This is a genomic window from Massilia sp. R2A-15 (assembly GCF_030704305.1).
Taxonomy (GTDB): domain Bacteria; phylum Pseudomonadota; class Gammaproteobacteria; order Burkholderiales; family Burkholderiaceae_D; genus JAFCUW01.
This window is the reverse complement of record NZ_CP131935.1, coordinates 3,146,133-3,160,869: the sequence shown is the minus strand read 5'-3', so window position 1 is coordinate 3,160,869 and position 14,737 is coordinate 3,146,133. Positions and strand designations below refer to the sequence as shown.

Genomic DNA, 14,737 nt, shown 5'->3' with positions numbered 1-14,737 from the left:
GTCTCCCACCATCATGACCCAACGCCTCGTCCTCGCGTCCAACAACGCCGGCAAACTCAAGGAATTTTCCGCCATTCTCGCGCCGCTCGGTTTCGAGCTGCATCCACAGGGCGAATTCGACGTGCCCGAAGCGGAAGAACCGTTCGCCACCTTCGTCGAGAACGCGCTGGCCAAGGCCCGCCACGCCTCGCGCCTGACCGGCCTGCCGGCGCTGGCCGACGATTCGGGCGTGTGCGTCAACGCGCTTGGCGGAGCGCCCGGCGTGTGGTCGGCGCGCTACGCCGGCGAGCCGAAGTCGGACGAGCGCAACAACGAGAAGGTGATCGCCGACTTGGAAGCGCACGCCGACAAGTCGGCCTATTATTACTGCGTGCTGGTGTATGTACGCCACGCCGACGATCCGCAGCCGGTGATCGCCGACGGCGTCTGGGCCGGCGAAATCAGCCCTGTCGCTCGCGGCGCCAACGGCTTCGGCTACGACCCGCACTTCTGGCTGCCGGCGCTGGGCAAGTCGGCCGCCGAGCTGGCGCCGGCCGAGAAGAACGCGCAATCGCACCGCGGCCAGGCGCTGCGGGCGCTGGTCGGGAAGCTGAAATGATTCCGATCAAAGTCGTCGGCGCCGGCCACAAGACCGAACCGCGCTCGCCCGCGTCAAGCGCCTTGCAGTACCTGCAGCCGGGCGCGCTGAACCTGGCGGCGTTGCCGCCGCTGTCGCTGTACATCCATTTTCCGTGGTGCGTGCGCAAATGCCCCTACTGCGACTTCAATTCGCACGAAGCGCGCGGCGAATTCCCGGAGCAGGAATACCTGGACGCGGTGCGCCTCGACCTGGAGCAGTCGCTGCCCCTGATCTGGGGCCGCAAGGTCTACACGGTGTTCATCGGCGGCGGCACGCCGAGCCTGATGTCGGCCAAGGGGCTGGACCAGTTGCTGTCGATGGTGCGCACCTTGCTGCCGCTCGAAATCGACGCCGAGATCACGATGGAAGCCAATCCGGGCACCTTCGAGGCGGAGAAGTTCAAGTCATACCGCGCCAGTGGCGTGAACCGCCTGTCGATTGGCATCCAGAGCTTCAACGCCGACCACCTGAAAGCGCTGGGGCGCATCCACGACGACGGGGAGGCGATGCGCGCGGTGGAAATCGCCCAGGCCAATTTCGACAATTTCAATCTCGACCTGATGTACGCGCTGCCGTCGCAGACGCTGGCTCAGGCCGAGAAGGACCTGGCCACGGCGCTGTCGTTTGCGCCGCCGCACCTGTCGCTGTACCACCTGACGATGGAGCCGAACACGGTGTTCGCCAAGTTTCCGCCTGCACTGCCGGACGACGACGCCAGCGCCGACATGCAGGACATGATTGCCGAGACCACCGCCGCGGCGGGGTTCGAGCATTACGAAGTGTCGGCGTATGCGCAGCGCGGACGGCGCGGGCGCCACAACATGAATTACTGGGAGTTCGGCGATTACCTGGGCATCGGCGCCGGCGCGCATTCGAAGATATCGTTCCCGCACCGGATCCTGCGCCAGGCCCGCTTCAAGCAGCCCGAGTCATATATCAAGGCGGCGCAGGCCGGCAATCCGGTGCAGGAAGAGCACGAGATTTCGCGCGCCGACATGGGGTTCGAGTTCATGCTCAACACCCTGCGGCTGACCGAGGGGTTCTCGCCGAACCTGTTCGGCGAACGCACCGGCATGGGCATCAACGCGATCGACGCGCCGCTCAATGCGGCCGAGGCCAAGGGGCTGATCTACCGCGACCACACGATCATCCGGCCGACGGAGCTGGGGCAGCGCTTCCTGAACGACCTGCAGCAAATGTTCCTCGGCGCATAAAGAAATGGGGTCAGGTTCGCCGAATCTGACCCCGGGTTTGTCGACGCCGCGTGAGCTTACGCGAGGCGCAAACGCGTTTCGTTTGCAACCGCTGGATGCTGCCGTCCCGCCGCCAGCTTGAAGCCTGCCGCCACACTGGCCAGCGTCTCCGCCTGTTCCTGCATGCTGGCCGCCGCTGCCGCCGCTTCCTCCACCAGCGCCGCGTTCTGCTGCGTCACCTGGTCCATCTGCGCGATCGCTTCGTTCACCTGGTCGATGCCGATGCGCTGTTCCTGGCTAGCCGAGGTGATCTCGGACATGATGTCGTTGACGCGGGCGACGCTGTCGACCACTTCGCGCATCGTCGTGCCGGCTTCCTGCACCAGCTTCGTGCCGATGTTGACCTGGCCGACCGAGTCGCCGATCAGGTCCTTGATCTCTTGCGCGGCGCTGGCCGAACGCTGCGCCAGCGAGCGCACCTCCGACGCCACCACCGCAAAACCGCGGCCCTGTTCGCCGGCGCGCGCCGCTTCGACCGCGGCGTTCAGCGCCAGGATGTTGGTCTGGAAGGCGATGCCGTCGATGACGCCGATGATGTCGACGATCTTGCGCGAGGACGAATCGATCGAGCCCATCGTATCGACGACCTTGCCGACGATGTCGCCACCTTTTGCGGCGACGTTCGACGCGGCCAGCGCGAGCTGGTTGGCCTGGTAGGCGTTGTCGGCGTTCTGGCGCACGGTGGACGTCAATTCTTCCATCGACGCCGCGGTCTCTTCGAGCGAACTGGCCTGCTGCTCGGTGCGCGCCGACAGGTCGAGGTTGCCGGCCGCGATCTCGTTCGATGCGGTGGCGATCGAGCGGGTACCCGTCTGCACTTCGGAGACGACCTTGACCAGCGCGTCGTTCATCGACTTCAGTGCGCGCATCAGGTCGCCGATTTCGCACTTCGACGCGGCGTCGAACGTCGTGGTCAGGTCGCCGTTGGCGACGGTGGCGGCGACATCGATTGCCGATTTCAGCGGACGGGTGATGCTGCGCGAGATCAGGTAAGCAAACACGGCGCCGATCGCCACCACCAGAACGCCGAGCAGCAGCAACAGCCTGAAGGCGCGGGCGCTGGCCGCTTCGAGGGCGAGCGCGGTGTCGTCAATGGCCTTGCGCTGGAACGCTTGCAAGGCCTTCACCCTGGCCGAATACGATTCGGCCGCGGGCATGAAGGCGTCGTTGAAGATGCGCACGCTCGCTTCGGCGTCGCCAGCCCTCTTCGCGTTCATCACTTCGACTTTGGCGGCCTGGTATTTGGCGCGGTCGGAGACGATCGCCTTGAGCATGGCTTTTTCTTCATCGCTGGTGAGGACGGCTTCGACCTGCTTGATCAATTCGCTCGCCTTGGTCACGCTGTCGGCGATCGGCTTGGCGAAGGTGGTCGACAGCGTCTCGTCGGTGCTGCGCGCGATCAGCGCGGTGCGGGCGATGGCGGAGTAGGTGTACAGGTACCAGTCGCTGACCAGGCGCTCCTTGACCAGCGGGAGCTCGGTCATGCGCCTGGTCGATTCGGCGGCGGCGCGCGCCGTCACCAGGGAGTAGGCGGTCGATGCGATCGACAGCAGCAGGACAACGGCGAAGGCGACCGCAAGCCGCGTGCCAATGCGTAGGTTGGAAAACATGATAATCGCCCGTCGGTAGATATAAAAACGATACTTCGAGGCAACTATTATCCGCTTTTGGGCGCTGCTGGGCTACATTGCGATGGAAATTTGTTGTACTTGGGAAACAAATGTGTCATCTGACCGAGGCAAAGCAACAATGCCGTTCCGGGGTCTGGTCCGGCGGACCTGACCCCATTTTCATTGCCGCGTCCGGCGTGGTCAGCGGACCTCGGTCCAGCCGCCGCCCAGCACCCGGTACAGCGTGACCTGGTTCTGCAGGCGCAGCAGGTTGGCCTGCACCGCCGCCTGCTGCGCGGCGAACAGCGAGCGCTGGGCGTCGAGCAAGTCGAGATAGGATGCGGCGCCGGCCTTGTAGCGCAGGTCCGACAGGTTGAAGCGGTCGGCTTCGGCCGCGGCCACCGATCGCTGCGCGCGCAGCTGCTCGGCGAAGGTGGCCTGGCCGGCCAGCGCATCGGACACTTCGCGGAACGCCACCTGGATGCTCTTCTCGTACTGCGCCACCGCGATGTCGCGGCCCGCTTTCGCGCTGCCCAGGGTGGCGCTGTTGCGGCCATAGTCGAACAGCGGCAGCACCGCCTGCGGCGCAAAGGTCCAGCCGAACGAGCCGCTCTTGAAGAGACCCGACAGGTGCGAGCTGGCGGTGCCGGCGCTGCCGGTCAGCGCAATGCGCGGGAAGAAATTGGCGCGCGCCGCGCCGATGTTGGCGTTTGCGCCGATCAGCTGCTGCTCGGCCGCGCGGATGTCGGGACGCACCGCCAGCAGGTCGGACGGCAGCCCGGCCGGAAGTTCGGACAGCTCGGTCTGCGCCAGCGTGCGCGCCGGCGCCAGGTTCTCGGGCAGCGGCTGGCCCACCAGCAGCGTGAGCAGGTTGGCGTCTTGCGCGCGCTGGCGCACTTGCTGCGCCAGCACCACGCGCGCGGCGTCGACGAGTGACACGCCTTGCTGCAGGTCGAGCTTCGACACCACGCCGTTGTCGAACTTCAGCTGGATCAGCTTGAGCGACTCTTCGCGGCCGGCCAGGGTCTGGCGGGTCAGGGCCAGCAGCTCGTCGTCGGCCAGCAGCGCCAGATAGGCGTTGGCCACCGAGGCGACCAGGCTGATATGGGCCGACTTGCGCGCTTCCTCGGTGGCGAGGAACTGTGCCAGCGCCGCCTCGCTCAGGTTCTTCACGCGGCCGAACAGGTCCAGCTCGAAGGCGCTCACGCCAAAGCCGGCGGTGTAGGTGCTGGTAGTGCTGTCGTTCGCACCGGGCAGGCGGCTGCCGGTAATCGCCGCGTTCACGGTCGGCAGGGTGTCGGCGCGGCGGATCTGGTATTGGGCGCGGGCCTGCTCGATGTTGAGGATCGCCACGCGCAGGTCGCGGTTGTTGGCCAGCGCCAGTTCGATCAGCTGCTTCAGGCGCGCGTCGGCGAAGAAGCGTTGCCAGGCGATCTGCGACGCCGCTTCCGTCGCAGCCGGGCTGGCCTCGGGAAAGCTGGCGGCGATCGGCGCCGCCGGCCTTTCATATTTCGGCGCCAGCGACATGCAGCCGGACAGCGCAAGGGCGAGCGGCAAGGCGCCCAGGGTGAATCGTTTCATCATATTTTTTCCTCGACTGCGACAGGGGCTTCTTCTTCATGCGCGTACCGCTTGCGCTGGCGCTCGCTGCCTTTAAAAATGGAACGGATCACGACGAAGAACACCGGCACGAAGAACACGCCGAGCGCGGTGGCGCTGATCATGCCGCCCATGACGCCGGTACCGATGGCGCGCTGGCTGGCCGAGCCGGCGCCGCCGGCGATCACCAGCGGCAGCACGCCAAGGATGAAGGCCATCGACGTCATCAGGATCGGGCGGAAGCGCAGGTGGCAGGCGCGGATCGCCGCCTCGACCAGGCCGACGCCTTGCGCCTGCAGGTCCTTGGCGAACTCGATGATCAGCACCGCGTTCTTGGCGCCCAGGCCGATGATGGTGATCAGGCCGACCTTGAAGTAAACGTCGTTCGGAAAGCCGCGCATGTTGGCCGCCAAGAGCGCGCCGAGCACGCCGAACGGCACCACCAGCAGCACCGACACCGGGATCGACCAGCTTTCGTACAGTGCGGCCAGCGCCAGGAACACCGCCAGCAGCGAGAACGCGAGCAGCACGAACACGGTCGAGCCGGACAGCTTTTCTTCGCGCGACTGGCCGGTCCACTCGAACGCGAAGCCTTGCGGCAGCTGCGCCGCCAGGCGTTCCATCTCTTCGAGCGCCTGTCCGGTACTGTGGCCCGGAGCGGCGTCGCCCGACAGGCGCATGGTCGGATAACCGTTGTAGCGCACCGTCTGCATCGGGCCGGTGATCCAGCGGGTCGAAGCGAAGGCCGACAGCGGCACCTGCTGGCCGCGCGCGTTGACCGCGTTCAGCTTGAGCAGGTCGTCGGGCTGCATACGCGCGTTCGCATCGGCCTGCACGACGACGCGCTGCAGGCGGCCGGCGTTCGGGAAGTCGTTGATGTAGGCCGAGCCGAGCGAAGTCGAAATCGCCGCGTTGATCGCGTCGAACGTCACGCCCAGCGCATTGGCCTTGTCGCGGTCGATGTCGAGCTGCAGCTGCGGCGCGTCTTCCAGGCCTTCCGGACGTACGCCGGCCAGGATCGGGCTCTTGGCCGCCATGCCCATCATCTGGTTGCGCGCGGCCAGCAAAGCCTCGCGGCCATTGCCGCCGCGGTCTTGCAGGCGGAACGAGAACCCGGTGCCGCGGCCCAGTTCCGGAATCGGCGGCGGGCTCAAGGCGAACACGAACGAGTCGCGCTGCTTCGACAGCGCGCCGGTGATGCGGTTGGCCACATCCTGCGCGCCCTGGCCGGCGCCTTTGCGCTCCTTCCAGTCCTTCAGCGGAATGAAGGCGAGCGCCACGTTCTGGCCCTGGCCGGAGAAGTTGAAGCCGGCCACCGCCACCATCGCGGCCACTTCCGGCTGTTTCATGATGAACTTCTCGGCGTCGTCCAGCACCTTGTTGGTGCGCTGGAGCGTGGCGCCGGCCGGCAGCTGGATGTTGGCGAGGATGTAGCCCTGGTCTTCGTTGGGCAGGAACGACGACGGCATGCGCATGAACAGCAGCGCGACGACGCCGATCACCACCGCGAACACGGCCAGCGCGCGGCCGGTGTGGCGCAGGGTCTTGGCGACGACGCCTTCGTAGTTCTTCGCGGTGCTGGAGAAGCCGCGGTTGAACCAGCCGAAGAAACCGGTCTTGGCGTGGGCGTGGCCCGCTTCGACAGGTTTGAGCAGGTGCGCGCACAGGGCAGGGGTCAGCGACAGCGCCATGAAGGCCGAGAAGAAGATCGACGACACCATCACCGCCGAGAACTGGCGGTAGATGTTGCCGACCGCGCCGGCGAAGAACGCCAGCGGCACGAACACGGAGATCAGCACCACGGTCACGCCGATGATGGCGCCCTGGATCTGGCCCATCGCCTTGCGCGTGGCCTGCAGCGGCGGCAGGCCTTCCTCGCTCATGATGCGCTCGACGTTTTCCACCACCACGATGGCGTCGTCGACGACGATACCGATCACCAGCACCATGCCGAACATGGTCAGCACATTGATCGAGAAGCCCAGCGCGAGCAGGGTGGCCAGGGAGCCGAGCAAGGCGACCGGCACCACGATGGTCGGGATGATCGTGTAGCGGAAGTTCTGCAGGAACAGGTACATCACCAGGAACACCAGGATCACCGCTTCGACCAGCGTTTCGACGACCTGCTTGATCGAGATATCGATGAACTTCGAGCTGTCGAACGGGATCGCCCACTTCATCCCGGGCGGGAAGTACTTCGACAGTTCTTCCATGCGCTTGCGCACCAGCGTCGCCGTCTCGAGCGCGTTGCCCGACGGGGACAGCTGGATGCCGATGCCGGTCGACGGCTTGCCGTTCAGGCGCGCCGACGTCGAGTAGTTCTGGCCGCCGATTTCGATGCGGGCCACGTCGCGCAGGCGCACCGACGAGCCGTCCGGATTGGCGCGCAGGATGATGTTGCCGAACTGTTCGACGGAGGTGAGCTGGCCGGTGACGACCACGGTTGCGGTAGTGGTCTGGTCCGAGATCAGCGGCAGGTCGCCGATGGTGCCCGACGAGACCTGCGCGTTCTGCGAGCGGATCGCCGCGTTGACGTCATTGGCCGACAGGTTGAAGCCGACCAGCTTGGCCGGGTCGATCCAGATGCGCATCGCCTTCTCGGTGCCGAACAGCTGCGCCTGGCCGACGCCCTTGATGCGCTGGATTTCCGGCAGCACGGTGCGCGAGGCGTAGTCGCCCAGCGCGATCGGGTCCCACTTCGGATCGTCCGACGACAGGATGGTAAACATCAGGAAGTTCGAGCGCGCCTTGTCGACGCGCACGCCTTGCTGCACCACCGCCTGCGGCAGGCGCGGGGTGGCGCGGCCGAGGCGGTTCTGCACGTCCACCTGGGCCAGGTCGGGATCGGTGCCGGTCTCGAAACTCAGCGTGATCGTGCCGGTGCCGTTGGCCTGGCTGATCGACTCCATGTAGATCAGGCCGGGCGAGCCGTTCATCTCGCGTTCGATCACGCTGATGACGCTGTCCTCCAGCGTTTGCGCCGAGGCGCCGGGGTAGGCCGCGGTCACCACGATGGACGGTGGCGCGACGGTAGGGTATTGCGCGATCGGCAGTTGTTTGATCGCGACGCCGCCCATCACCATGATGAACAGTGCGATCACCCACGCGAAGATCGGGCGGTCAATAAAGAAGCGAGCCATGAAGAAGTCCTGTATCTGTTATTTGCCGGCGGCTGGCGCTGGGGCGGTGCTGGCTGCCGTTGGCGTCCATGGCACCGGCTTGACCGGGGCGCCCGGCACCATCATTTTCTGGAAGCCGTCGACCACCACCTGCTCGCCTGGTTTCAGGCCATCGAGCACGATCCAATTGGTGCCTTGCTGGGAGCCGATCTTGACCGGGCGCGGCGCCGGTTTGCCGTCGGCGCCGACGACGATCACGGTGTCGCCCTGGGTGCCGCGGGTGACGGCCTGCTGCGGCACCACGATGGCCGCCGGCAGCTGCTGCTGCGACAGGCGCACGCGCACGTACTGGCCGGGCAGCAGCGCGTTGTCCGGGTTCGGCACTTCGGCGCGCAGCGCGACTTGGCCCGAAGTCGGGTCCACGGTCACGTCGGAGAACAGCAGCTTGCCCTTGCGCGGCAGCTCGGAGCCGTCGTCGAGCATCACTGTCACCGGCACGCCGCCGGCCGCATTGGCCTTGGCGCCGGCGTCGCGGCGCAGGCGCTGCAGGTCGCCGGCCGACTGGGTGATGTTCAGGTAGACGGTGCTGGTCTGCTGGATCAGCGCGAGCTGGGTCGCTTCGGTGGCCGACACCAGCGCGCCTTCAGTCACCAGCGCGCGGCCGATGCGGCCGGCGATCGGCGCCGTCACGGTCGCGTAGCCGGTGTTGATCTGGGCAATCTGCACGGCCGCGCGTTGCGCCGCGACGTCCGCCTCTGCGGTCTTCTGCGCGGCGACGACGTTGACGTATTCCTGCTTGCTGACCGCGTTCGCTTCGACCAGCGGCTTGTAGCGCGAGGCTTGGGCGGCGGCCTGGTTCAGGTTCGCCTCGGACTTGCCGAGGTTGGCGCGGGCGCTGGCCAGCGCGGCCTGGTAGGGCGCCGGGTCGATCTGGTACAGCGCCTGGCCGGCCTTGACTTCGCTGCCTTCCTGGAACAGGCGCTTGAGCACCACGCCGTTCACCCGCGCGCGCACCTGCGCCACCCGCACCGGCTCGACGCGCGCCGGCAGTTCGGTCTGCAGCGCGACGGGCTCGAATTTGGTGACGATCACGCCGACTTCCGGCGGCGGGCGATTGCCGCCGGGCGCGCCGGCCTGGGCGGCGTCCTTCGAACCGCAGGCGGTGAGCACGGCGAGGGCGAACAGGGTGCCGGCGGCGATCCGTGTCATGGACAAGGTGGAGGAGGGGGAAGTGCGCATTGCGTGTGCATCCTTTGGAAATGCGGCTGTGGCAGTCGGGTAGACCGTGTTGCCGCTGGCTTTTGTCAAATTTCCGGATATACTATCACGACTGTATGTTTAAATGTTTTGACGGCGATAATTGAAGGGAAGGCATGGTACGCAGGACCAAGGAAGACGCGCTGGCGACTCGCGACAGCATCCTCGATGCGGCGGAGCAACTGTTCGTGAAACAAGGCGTCTCGGGGACGACCCTCCAGCATATCGCAACGGCGGCCGGTGTGACGCGCGGCGCCATCTACTGGCATTTCCTCGACAAGGGGGCGATGTTCAACGCGATGATGGAGCGGGTCAAGATGCCGCTCGAGGCGGCGCGCCAGCTGCTCGACGAAGCCAACGCGGCCGATCCGCTCGAGGCGCTGCGCGAGCACATGCTGTGCGTGTTCCGCGTGACGGTGGACGATCCGCAGGCGCGGCGGGTGTTCGAGATTGCGACCCTGAAGATGGAGTTCGTCGACGAGTTGAATGCGGTGCGCGAGCGGCGCAAGCAGAATCAGGAGTTGTGGATGGCGCGCACCGAGGCGCGGATCCGCGACGGCATCGCGAGCGGGCAGGTGAAGGCGGACGTCGATGCGACGGCGGTGGCGCTGGGGCTGTGGGCGATCATGGATGGCTTGCTGCGCACCTGGCTGCTGGACCAGCAGGCGTTCGATTTAATGAAGCTGGGGACGCAGATCGTGGACACGCATTTGGCGTGTTTGCGGGCATAGGCAGCAAATAAGATGGGGTCAGGTCCGCAGGACCAGACCCCGGTGACGCGACGGCCGCATCGAAGTCGGGGTCTGGTCCCGCGGACCTGACCCCATCTTCAATCAGCGCATCGCCGCAATCATCTGCTTCAGCTTGCCCGAATCGGCGCAGAAAGCGCGGATGCCTTCGGCCAGCTTCTCGGTCGCCATCGCGTCTTCGTTGAGCATGAAGCGGAACGTCTTCTCGTCGATCGACACTTTTTCCACGGTGGCGCCGCCGTCTTCCCCGCCAAGCTTGCGCGCCACCGGCGCATCGGTATCGGCCATCTGCTGCAGCAGGTCCGGCGAAATCGTCAGCAGGTCGCAGCCGGCCAGTTCCAGGATCTGCGAGGTGTTGCGGAAGCTCGCGCCCATCACCTCGGTCTGGTAGCCGAACTTGCGGTAGTAGTTGTAGATGCGCTTGACCGACTGCACGCCCGGATCGTCGGCGCCGGTGTATTCCACCCCGGTCGACTTCTTGTACCAGTCGTAGATGCGGCCGACGAACGGCGAAATGAGCTGCGCGCCCGCTTCGGCGCAGGCGATCGCCTGCGGCAGCGCAAACAGCAAGGTCATGTTGCAGCGGATGCCTTCGCGCTCGAGGATCTCGGCGGCGCGGATGCCTTCCCAGGTCGAGGCGATCTTGATCAGCACGCGCTCGCGCCCGATGCCGGCCGCTTCGTACAGCGCGATCAGTTCGCGGCCCTTGGCCACGTTCGCCTCGGTGTCGAACGACAGGCGCGCGTCGATCTCGGTGGAGACGCGGCCAGGGATGATCTTCAGGATCTCGACGCCGAACGCGATCAGCAGGCGGTCGATGACGTCGCCGGTCGACAGCTGCGGGAAGTCGCGCACGGCCTGCTCGAGCAGCGGACGGTATTCAGGCTTTTGCACTGCCTTCAGGATCAGCGACGGATTGGTGGTGGCATCGCGCGGCGTGTACGCCTTGATCGACTGGAAATCGCCGGTGTCGGCGACCACGGTGGTGAATTGCTTGAGCTGTTCGAGTTGATTCATGGCGTACGCTAGGGAAAGGAAAGTCGGGCCCGTATTGTATCAAGCGGAAATCATCGCCGCGCAACGGCTTTTTGCGCGATTGCCTGTTTGCAATCGCGCGCCGCGTGGTGTTGTCGTCGTTACACTGTGTCCATGTCAATTATTTCACCGATAACTTTTTCAAGGGAGCGGCACATGAGGCGGAAAACGATCATCCAGGCATTCATCGGCGTGGCGGCAGCGGCGGCCATGGCGGGCGCATTCAGCGCGCAGGCGCAAACGGCCACGGTCCAGCCGCCGAAGACTGGCGAGGCGAACGACCACACGTCGCCCAACGCGGTGCAGCAGCCCGCCGGCAGGATCACGAATGCGACCGGCAACATCAATCCCGGCGTGGTGCCGCCGATCGTCGGCGAGGCGAACGACCACACGTCGCCGAACGCCGTGCCGCGCCCCGCCCACAAGGTGAAGCATATGAAGAAGAAGGTGAAGAAGGCCAGGGTGAAGCCACCTGTGACCGGCGAGGCGAACGACCATACGTCCAATGGCGGCACGACTGAGGCTGCCAAGGCCGCGCGCATGTAGTCAGCCGCACCTGGGTCTGACCGCCGGCGGCGCACATCCAAAAGCGGAGCTTTCGGGCTGAACCCGATGAGGTTGCATGCCTGGCATTCAATTCTGCGCAATTTACAACATTCTGTTGTTTGCTTACTATTCGTTACCTAAAATTGATTGCTGGTGAGTAATAGGATTGTAATAATGCCCGAGTCGCCGACAACTACCCGATCGGCGCCTCCATTCATTATCACAAAGGCCAACCATGTTCAAGAAAATCGCTATCGCCGCGGCCCTCGCCGTCGTCGCTTCGTCGTCGTTCGCCCAGCAGATGCCACGTCCAGCCATCTACGCTGGCGCCGACGTCGGCAGCACCAAGTTCGACGGCATCTCGGATCGCCAGAGCAGCTTCGGCGCGTTCGTCGGCTACCAGTTCCACCCTAACTTCTCGATCGAGGCAGGCTATCGCCGTCTGGGCGAATTCGACCAGTTCGTCGGCAGCACCAAGGTCGGCGTGACCGTTGACCAGACCGCGCTGTCGTTCATCGGCTCGGTGCCGCTGCAGAGCGGATTCAACGTCTACGGCCGTCTGGGCTACAACCGCCTCGACGCCAAGGGCAGCGTTTCCGGCTACGGCAGCGCCTCCGATTCGACCTCGGGCGTGCTGTACGGCGTGGGCGTCGGCTACACCTTCACCCCGAACATCACTGCACGCCTGGAAGCGCAGCGTCCAAGCAGCGATTCGAGCAACATCGGCGCCAGCCTGTCGCTGAAGTTCTAAGCGCCGCCGGTTCGATCAGGAAAGCCCGCTTCGGCGGGCTTTTTTGCATTCTGCGCACGTTCGCGCGCGCGGGCGTATGCTTGCGGTATGGCGTCGAATCCTGCGAGGAGAGCGATCATGGTGCTGCAATTTGGTGGCGTGTTCTTCCTGTTCATCATCGGCCTGCTGCTGTTTTCCACGGTCTGGATCTTCCGCGAGTACGAACGCGGCGTGGTGTTTTTCCTGGGCCGGTTCTACAAGGTGATGGGGCCGGGCCTGGTGCTGATCATCCCGGCGATCCAGAAGGTGGTGCGGGTCGACCTGCGCACCGTGGTGCTGGAGGTGCCGACCCAGGACGTGATCTCGCGCGACAACGTGTCGGTGAAGGTGAGCGCGGTGATCTATTTCCGCATCATCGACGCTGCGCGCTCGGTGATCGAGGTCGAGGATTACCTGAATGCGACCAGCCAGCTGGCGCAGACCACCTTGCGCTCGGTGCTCGGCAAGCACCAGCTCGACGACATGCTGGCCGAGCGCGAGCGGCTCAACCTGGATGTCCAGCAGGCGCTCGACGCGCAGACCAACTCGTGGGGCATCAAGGTATCGAACGTCGAAATCAAGCAGATCGACCTGACCGAGTCGATGATCCGCGCGATCGCCCGCCAGGCCGAGGCGGAGCGCGAGCGGCGCGCCAAGGTGATTCACGCCGAGGGCGAGCTGCAGGCGGCCGAAAAGTTGTTCGAGGCCGCGGCGATCCTGGCCAGGGAGCCGCAGGCGATCCAGCTGCGCTACCTGGAAACGCTGACGGTGATCGGCGCCGACAAGAACACCACCGTCATCTTCCCGCTGCCGATGGACCTGGTGCAGCACTTCCTCCAGTCCGGGAAAGGCGCGTCTCCATAGAACCTTGCGCCATCGAACTGGAATATACGGGTGAACAATGACTGTTCGCCGTCGCGCCGCTGGCGGTGCGAAGGAAACCGAGAGAGGGAATTATCATGCGTACGACTATGGCATTGACGCTGGCGCTGCTGCTGGGCGGCTGCGCCACCCCGGCGGAGCGCGCTGCGCAACAGCAGCGCGAAGTGGACGAGATGATCGTCGTGTACGGGCCCGCGTGCGAGCGGCTGGGATTTCCGAACGGCTCCGATCAGTGGCGCGGGTGCATCCTCAACTTGGACACCAAGAACGCCATTGCGCGCTACCGGACCTCGCCGACGACGACCACCTGCTTCGGCCACCGCGGCTTTTTCAATTGTTCGTCGTTCTGAAGGCCGGCGATCAGGCGTGGCCGTGGGCGCGGATTGAGGTGATGCGCTTGCTTGCAGGGTCATAGGTGGCGTCGTAATAGCAGTCGCCGCCATCGGCAATTACCAGCCAGCCGTCGCGAAGCGATTCGGGCGTGCGGCCCCACAAGGAGCACGCGCCGCTCAGGCGGACAAGGCGTGCTCCGTCCACGACCACACCCTGATACTGCACCGTGTAGGCCGAGATGTCGCGCATGGGACGGCGGTTGCGCGGAGCGTTGTCGATGGCGGATGCCTTGATCGCCGACGCCGCGTCCATCGCGACTTCCAGCGGCACGTCCCATTTTCCGCCGATGACCTGGTACCAGTTCGGCAGCGCCTCCTGTGCAATGGCGCCCTGCGTCAATGAGAGGGCGAACAGGAAAGCGGCGAGGGCGCGCATCTCAGAAATCCGTCGCGTCGAGGAAGGCCTGGACCAGCGCTTCCAGTCCGGACTGGTCTTCTTCGCTGAAGCGGTTCAGGGTAGGGCTGTCGATGTCGAACACGCCCAGCACCGCGCCGTCCTTGATCAGCGGGATGACGATTTCGGCGTTCGACGCCGAATCGCAGGCGATGTGGCCGGGGAAGGCGTGCACGTCGGGCACGAGCATCGTCTTGCGCTGGGCCGCCGCGGCGCCGCACACGCCGCGCCCGAACGGGATGCGCGCGCAGGCGACCTTGCCCTGGAACGGGCCGACCAGCAGTTCCTGGCCGTCGCCTTGTTTGTTCGGGCGGGTGAGGTAGAAGCCGGCCCAGTTCAGTTCCGCGATGGTGTCGTAGATGAAGGCGGAGAACTGCGACGCATTGGCGACCAGGTCGCGCTCACCTTCGAGGATGCTGGCGACCTGGCGGGCCAGCATGGCGTAATCGGGCTTGGTGGAGGCGGCGGGGGTGATGTGCATGGTGTCGTCGAAGGCGATGTGAACGAAGCGGG

The 14,737-nt window shown here is 65.5% G+C and carries 14 protein-coding genes; 7 read left to right on the top strand and 7 right to left on the bottom strand.

Annotated elements, in window-relative coordinates:
• Positions 1 to 13 precede the first annotated feature (13 nt).
• Positions 14 to 598, top strand: a complete 585-nt coding sequence (rdgB, locus tag Q4S45_RS14485; RefSeq protein WP_305505349.1) for an RdgB/HAM1 family non-canonical purine NTP pyrophosphatase — start codon at positions 14 to 16, stop codon at positions 596 to 598.
• Entirely contained in the window at positions 595 to 1,833 is a 1,239-nt protein-coding gene (gene hemW, locus Q4S45_RS14480; RefSeq protein WP_305505347.1) for a radical SAM family heme chaperone HemW, read from the top strand. Before rdgB ends, hemW begins: the two co-directional genes overlap by 4 nt.
• Before the next feature lie 56 nt (positions 1,834 to 1,889).
• Here the strand turns inward: hemW and Q4S45_RS14475 are convergent, their stop codons facing one another.
• The 4 genes from Q4S45_RS14475 to Q4S45_RS14460 all read right to left on the bottom strand — a co-directional run bounded on the left by Q4S45_RS14475 (position 1,890) and on the right by Q4S45_RS14460 (position 9,439).
• Positions 1,890 to 3,482: a methyl-accepting chemotaxis protein gene (locus Q4S45_RS14475; RefSeq protein ID WP_374046039.1), complete on the bottom strand. Its 1,593-nt coding sequence runs from the start codon at positions 3,480 to 3,482 to the stop codon at positions 1,890 to 1,892.
• Between the two features lie 201 nt (positions 3,483 to 3,683).
• Complete coding sequence (locus Q4S45_RS14470; RefSeq protein ID WP_305505345.1) at positions 3,684 to 5,066, bottom strand: efflux transporter outer membrane subunit; 1,383 nt, start codon at positions 5,064 to 5,066, stop codon at positions 3,684 to 3,686.
• The gene (locus tag Q4S45_RS14465) at positions 5,063 to 8,221 is read right to left on the bottom strand and encodes an efflux RND transporter permease subunit (RefSeq protein ID WP_305505343.1); all 3,159 of its coding nucleotides are present in this window, start codon (positions 8,219 to 8,221) and stop codon (positions 5,063 to 5,065) included. Before Q4S45_RS14465 ends, Q4S45_RS14470 begins: the two co-directional genes overlap by 4 nt.
• An 18-nt stretch (positions 8,222 to 8,239) precedes the next feature.
• Complete coding sequence (locus tag Q4S45_RS14460; protein WP_305505342.1) at positions 8,240 to 9,439, bottom strand: efflux RND transporter periplasmic adaptor subunit; 1,200 nt, start codon at positions 9,437 to 9,439, stop codon at positions 8,240 to 8,242.
• Positions 9,440 to 9,573: 134 nt separating this feature from the next.
• Here Q4S45_RS14460 and Q4S45_RS14455 point away from each other — a divergent pair, with 134 nt between their 5' ends.
• Complete coding sequence (locus Q4S45_RS14455; RefSeq protein WP_305505340.1) at positions 9,574 to 10,188, top strand: TetR family transcriptional regulator; 615 nt, start codon at positions 9,574 to 9,576, stop codon at positions 10,186 to 10,188.
• Between the two features lie 102 nt (positions 10,189 to 10,290).
• Here the strand turns inward: Q4S45_RS14455 and tal are convergent, their stop codons facing one another.
• Entirely contained in the window at positions 10,291 to 11,223 is a 933-nt protein-coding gene (gene tal, locus Q4S45_RS14450; protein WP_305505337.1) for a transaldolase, read from the bottom strand.
• A 174-nt stretch (positions 11,224 to 11,397) separates the two neighbouring features.
• Here tal and Q4S45_RS14445 point away from each other — a divergent pair, with 174 nt between their 5' ends.
• The 4 genes from Q4S45_RS14445 (at position 11,398) to Q4S45_RS14430 (ending at position 13,788) form a co-directional block, all read left to right on the top strand.
• Positions 11,398 to 11,787: a hypothetical protein gene (locus Q4S45_RS14445; protein WP_305505335.1), complete on the top strand. Its 390-nt coding sequence runs from the start codon at positions 11,398 to 11,400 to the stop codon at positions 11,785 to 11,787.
• 235 nt (positions 11,788 to 12,022) lie between these two features.
• Complete coding sequence (locus tag Q4S45_RS14440; RefSeq protein WP_305505333.1) at positions 12,023 to 12,538, top strand: outer membrane beta-barrel protein; 516 nt, start codon at positions 12,023 to 12,025, stop codon at positions 12,536 to 12,538.
• A gap of 117 nt (positions 12,539 to 12,655) precedes the next feature.
• Entirely contained in the window at positions 12,656 to 13,420 is a 765-nt protein-coding gene (locus Q4S45_RS14435) for a slipin family protein (protein ID WP_305505331.1), read from the top strand.
• A 95-nt stretch (positions 13,421 to 13,515) separates the two neighbouring features.
• Entirely contained in the window at positions 13,516 to 13,788 is a 273-nt protein-coding gene (locus tag Q4S45_RS14430) for a hypothetical protein (RefSeq protein WP_305505329.1), read from the top strand.
• 10 nt (positions 13,789 to 13,798) lie between these two features.
• Here Q4S45_RS14430 and Q4S45_RS14425 read toward each other — a convergent pair whose 3' ends face one another.
• Complete coding sequence (locus tag Q4S45_RS14425; protein ID WP_305505327.1) at positions 13,799 to 14,206, bottom strand: hypothetical protein; 408 nt, start codon at positions 14,204 to 14,206, stop codon at positions 13,799 to 13,801.
• Between the two features lies 1 nt (position 14,207).
• Positions 14,208 to 14,705, bottom strand: coding sequence for a GAF domain-containing protein (locus Q4S45_RS14420; protein WP_305505325.1), 498 nt, complete (start codon positions 14,703 to 14,705; stop codon positions 14,208 to 14,210).
• Positions 14,706 to 14,737 lie beyond the last annotated feature (32 nt).

What these genes read in the sequence shown, in the direction of transcription:
- Q4S45_RS14445 (WP_305505335.1), top strand. Translation starts at nt 11,398, where the DNA reads ATGAGGCGGAAAACGATCATCCAGGCATTCATCGGCGTGGCGGCAGCG.
- Q4S45_RS14460 (WP_305505342.1), bottom strand. Translation starts at nt 9,439, where the DNA reads ATGCGCACTTCCCCCTCCTCCACCTTGTCCATGACACGGATCGCCGCC.
- Q4S45_RS14420 (WP_305505325.1), bottom strand. Translation starts at nt 14,705, where the DNA reads ATGCACATCACCCCCGCCGCCTCCACCAAGCCCGATTACGCCATGCTG.
- Q4S45_RS14470 (WP_305505345.1), bottom strand. Translation starts at nt 5,066, where the DNA reads ATGATGAAACGATTCACCCTGGGCGCCTTGCCGCTCGCCCTTGCGCTG.
- Q4S45_RS14465 (WP_305505343.1), bottom strand. Translation starts at nt 8,221, where the DNA reads ATGGCTCGCTTCTTTATTGACCGCCCGATCTTCGCGTGGGTGATCGCA.
- rdgB (WP_305505349.1), top strand. Translation starts at nt 14, where the DNA reads ATGACCCAACGCCTCGTCCTCGCGTCCAACAACGCCGGCAAACTCAAG.
- Q4S45_RS14435 (WP_305505331.1), top strand. Translation starts at nt 12,656, where the DNA reads ATGGTGCTGCAATTTGGTGGCGTGTTCTTCCTGTTCATCATCGGCCTG.
- tal (WP_305505337.1), bottom strand. Translation starts at nt 11,223, where the DNA reads ATGAATCAACTCGAACAGCTCAAGCAATTCACCACCGTGGTCGCCGAC.
- Q4S45_RS14425 (WP_305505327.1), bottom strand. Translation starts at nt 14,206, where the DNA reads ATGCGCGCCCTCGCCGCTTTCCTGTTCGCCCTCTCATTGACGCAGGGC.
- Q4S45_RS14475 (WP_374046039.1), bottom strand. Translation starts at nt 3,482, where the DNA reads ATGTTTTCCAACCTACGCATTGGCACGCGGCTTGCGGTCGCCTTCGCC.
- Q4S45_RS14455 (WP_305505340.1), top strand. Translation starts at nt 9,574, where the DNA reads ATGGTACGCAGGACCAAGGAAGACGCGCTGGCGACTCGCGACAGCATC.
- Q4S45_RS14430 (WP_305505329.1), top strand. Translation starts at nt 13,516, where the DNA reads ATGCGTACGACTATGGCATTGACGCTGGCGCTGCTGCTGGGCGGCTGC.
- hemW (WP_305505347.1), top strand. Translation starts at nt 595, where the DNA reads ATGATTCCGATCAAAGTCGTCGGCGCCGGCCACAAGACCGAACCGCGC.
- Q4S45_RS14440 (WP_305505333.1), top strand. Translation starts at nt 12,023, where the DNA reads ATGTTCAAGAAAATCGCTATCGCCGCGGCCCTCGCCGTCGTCGCTTCG.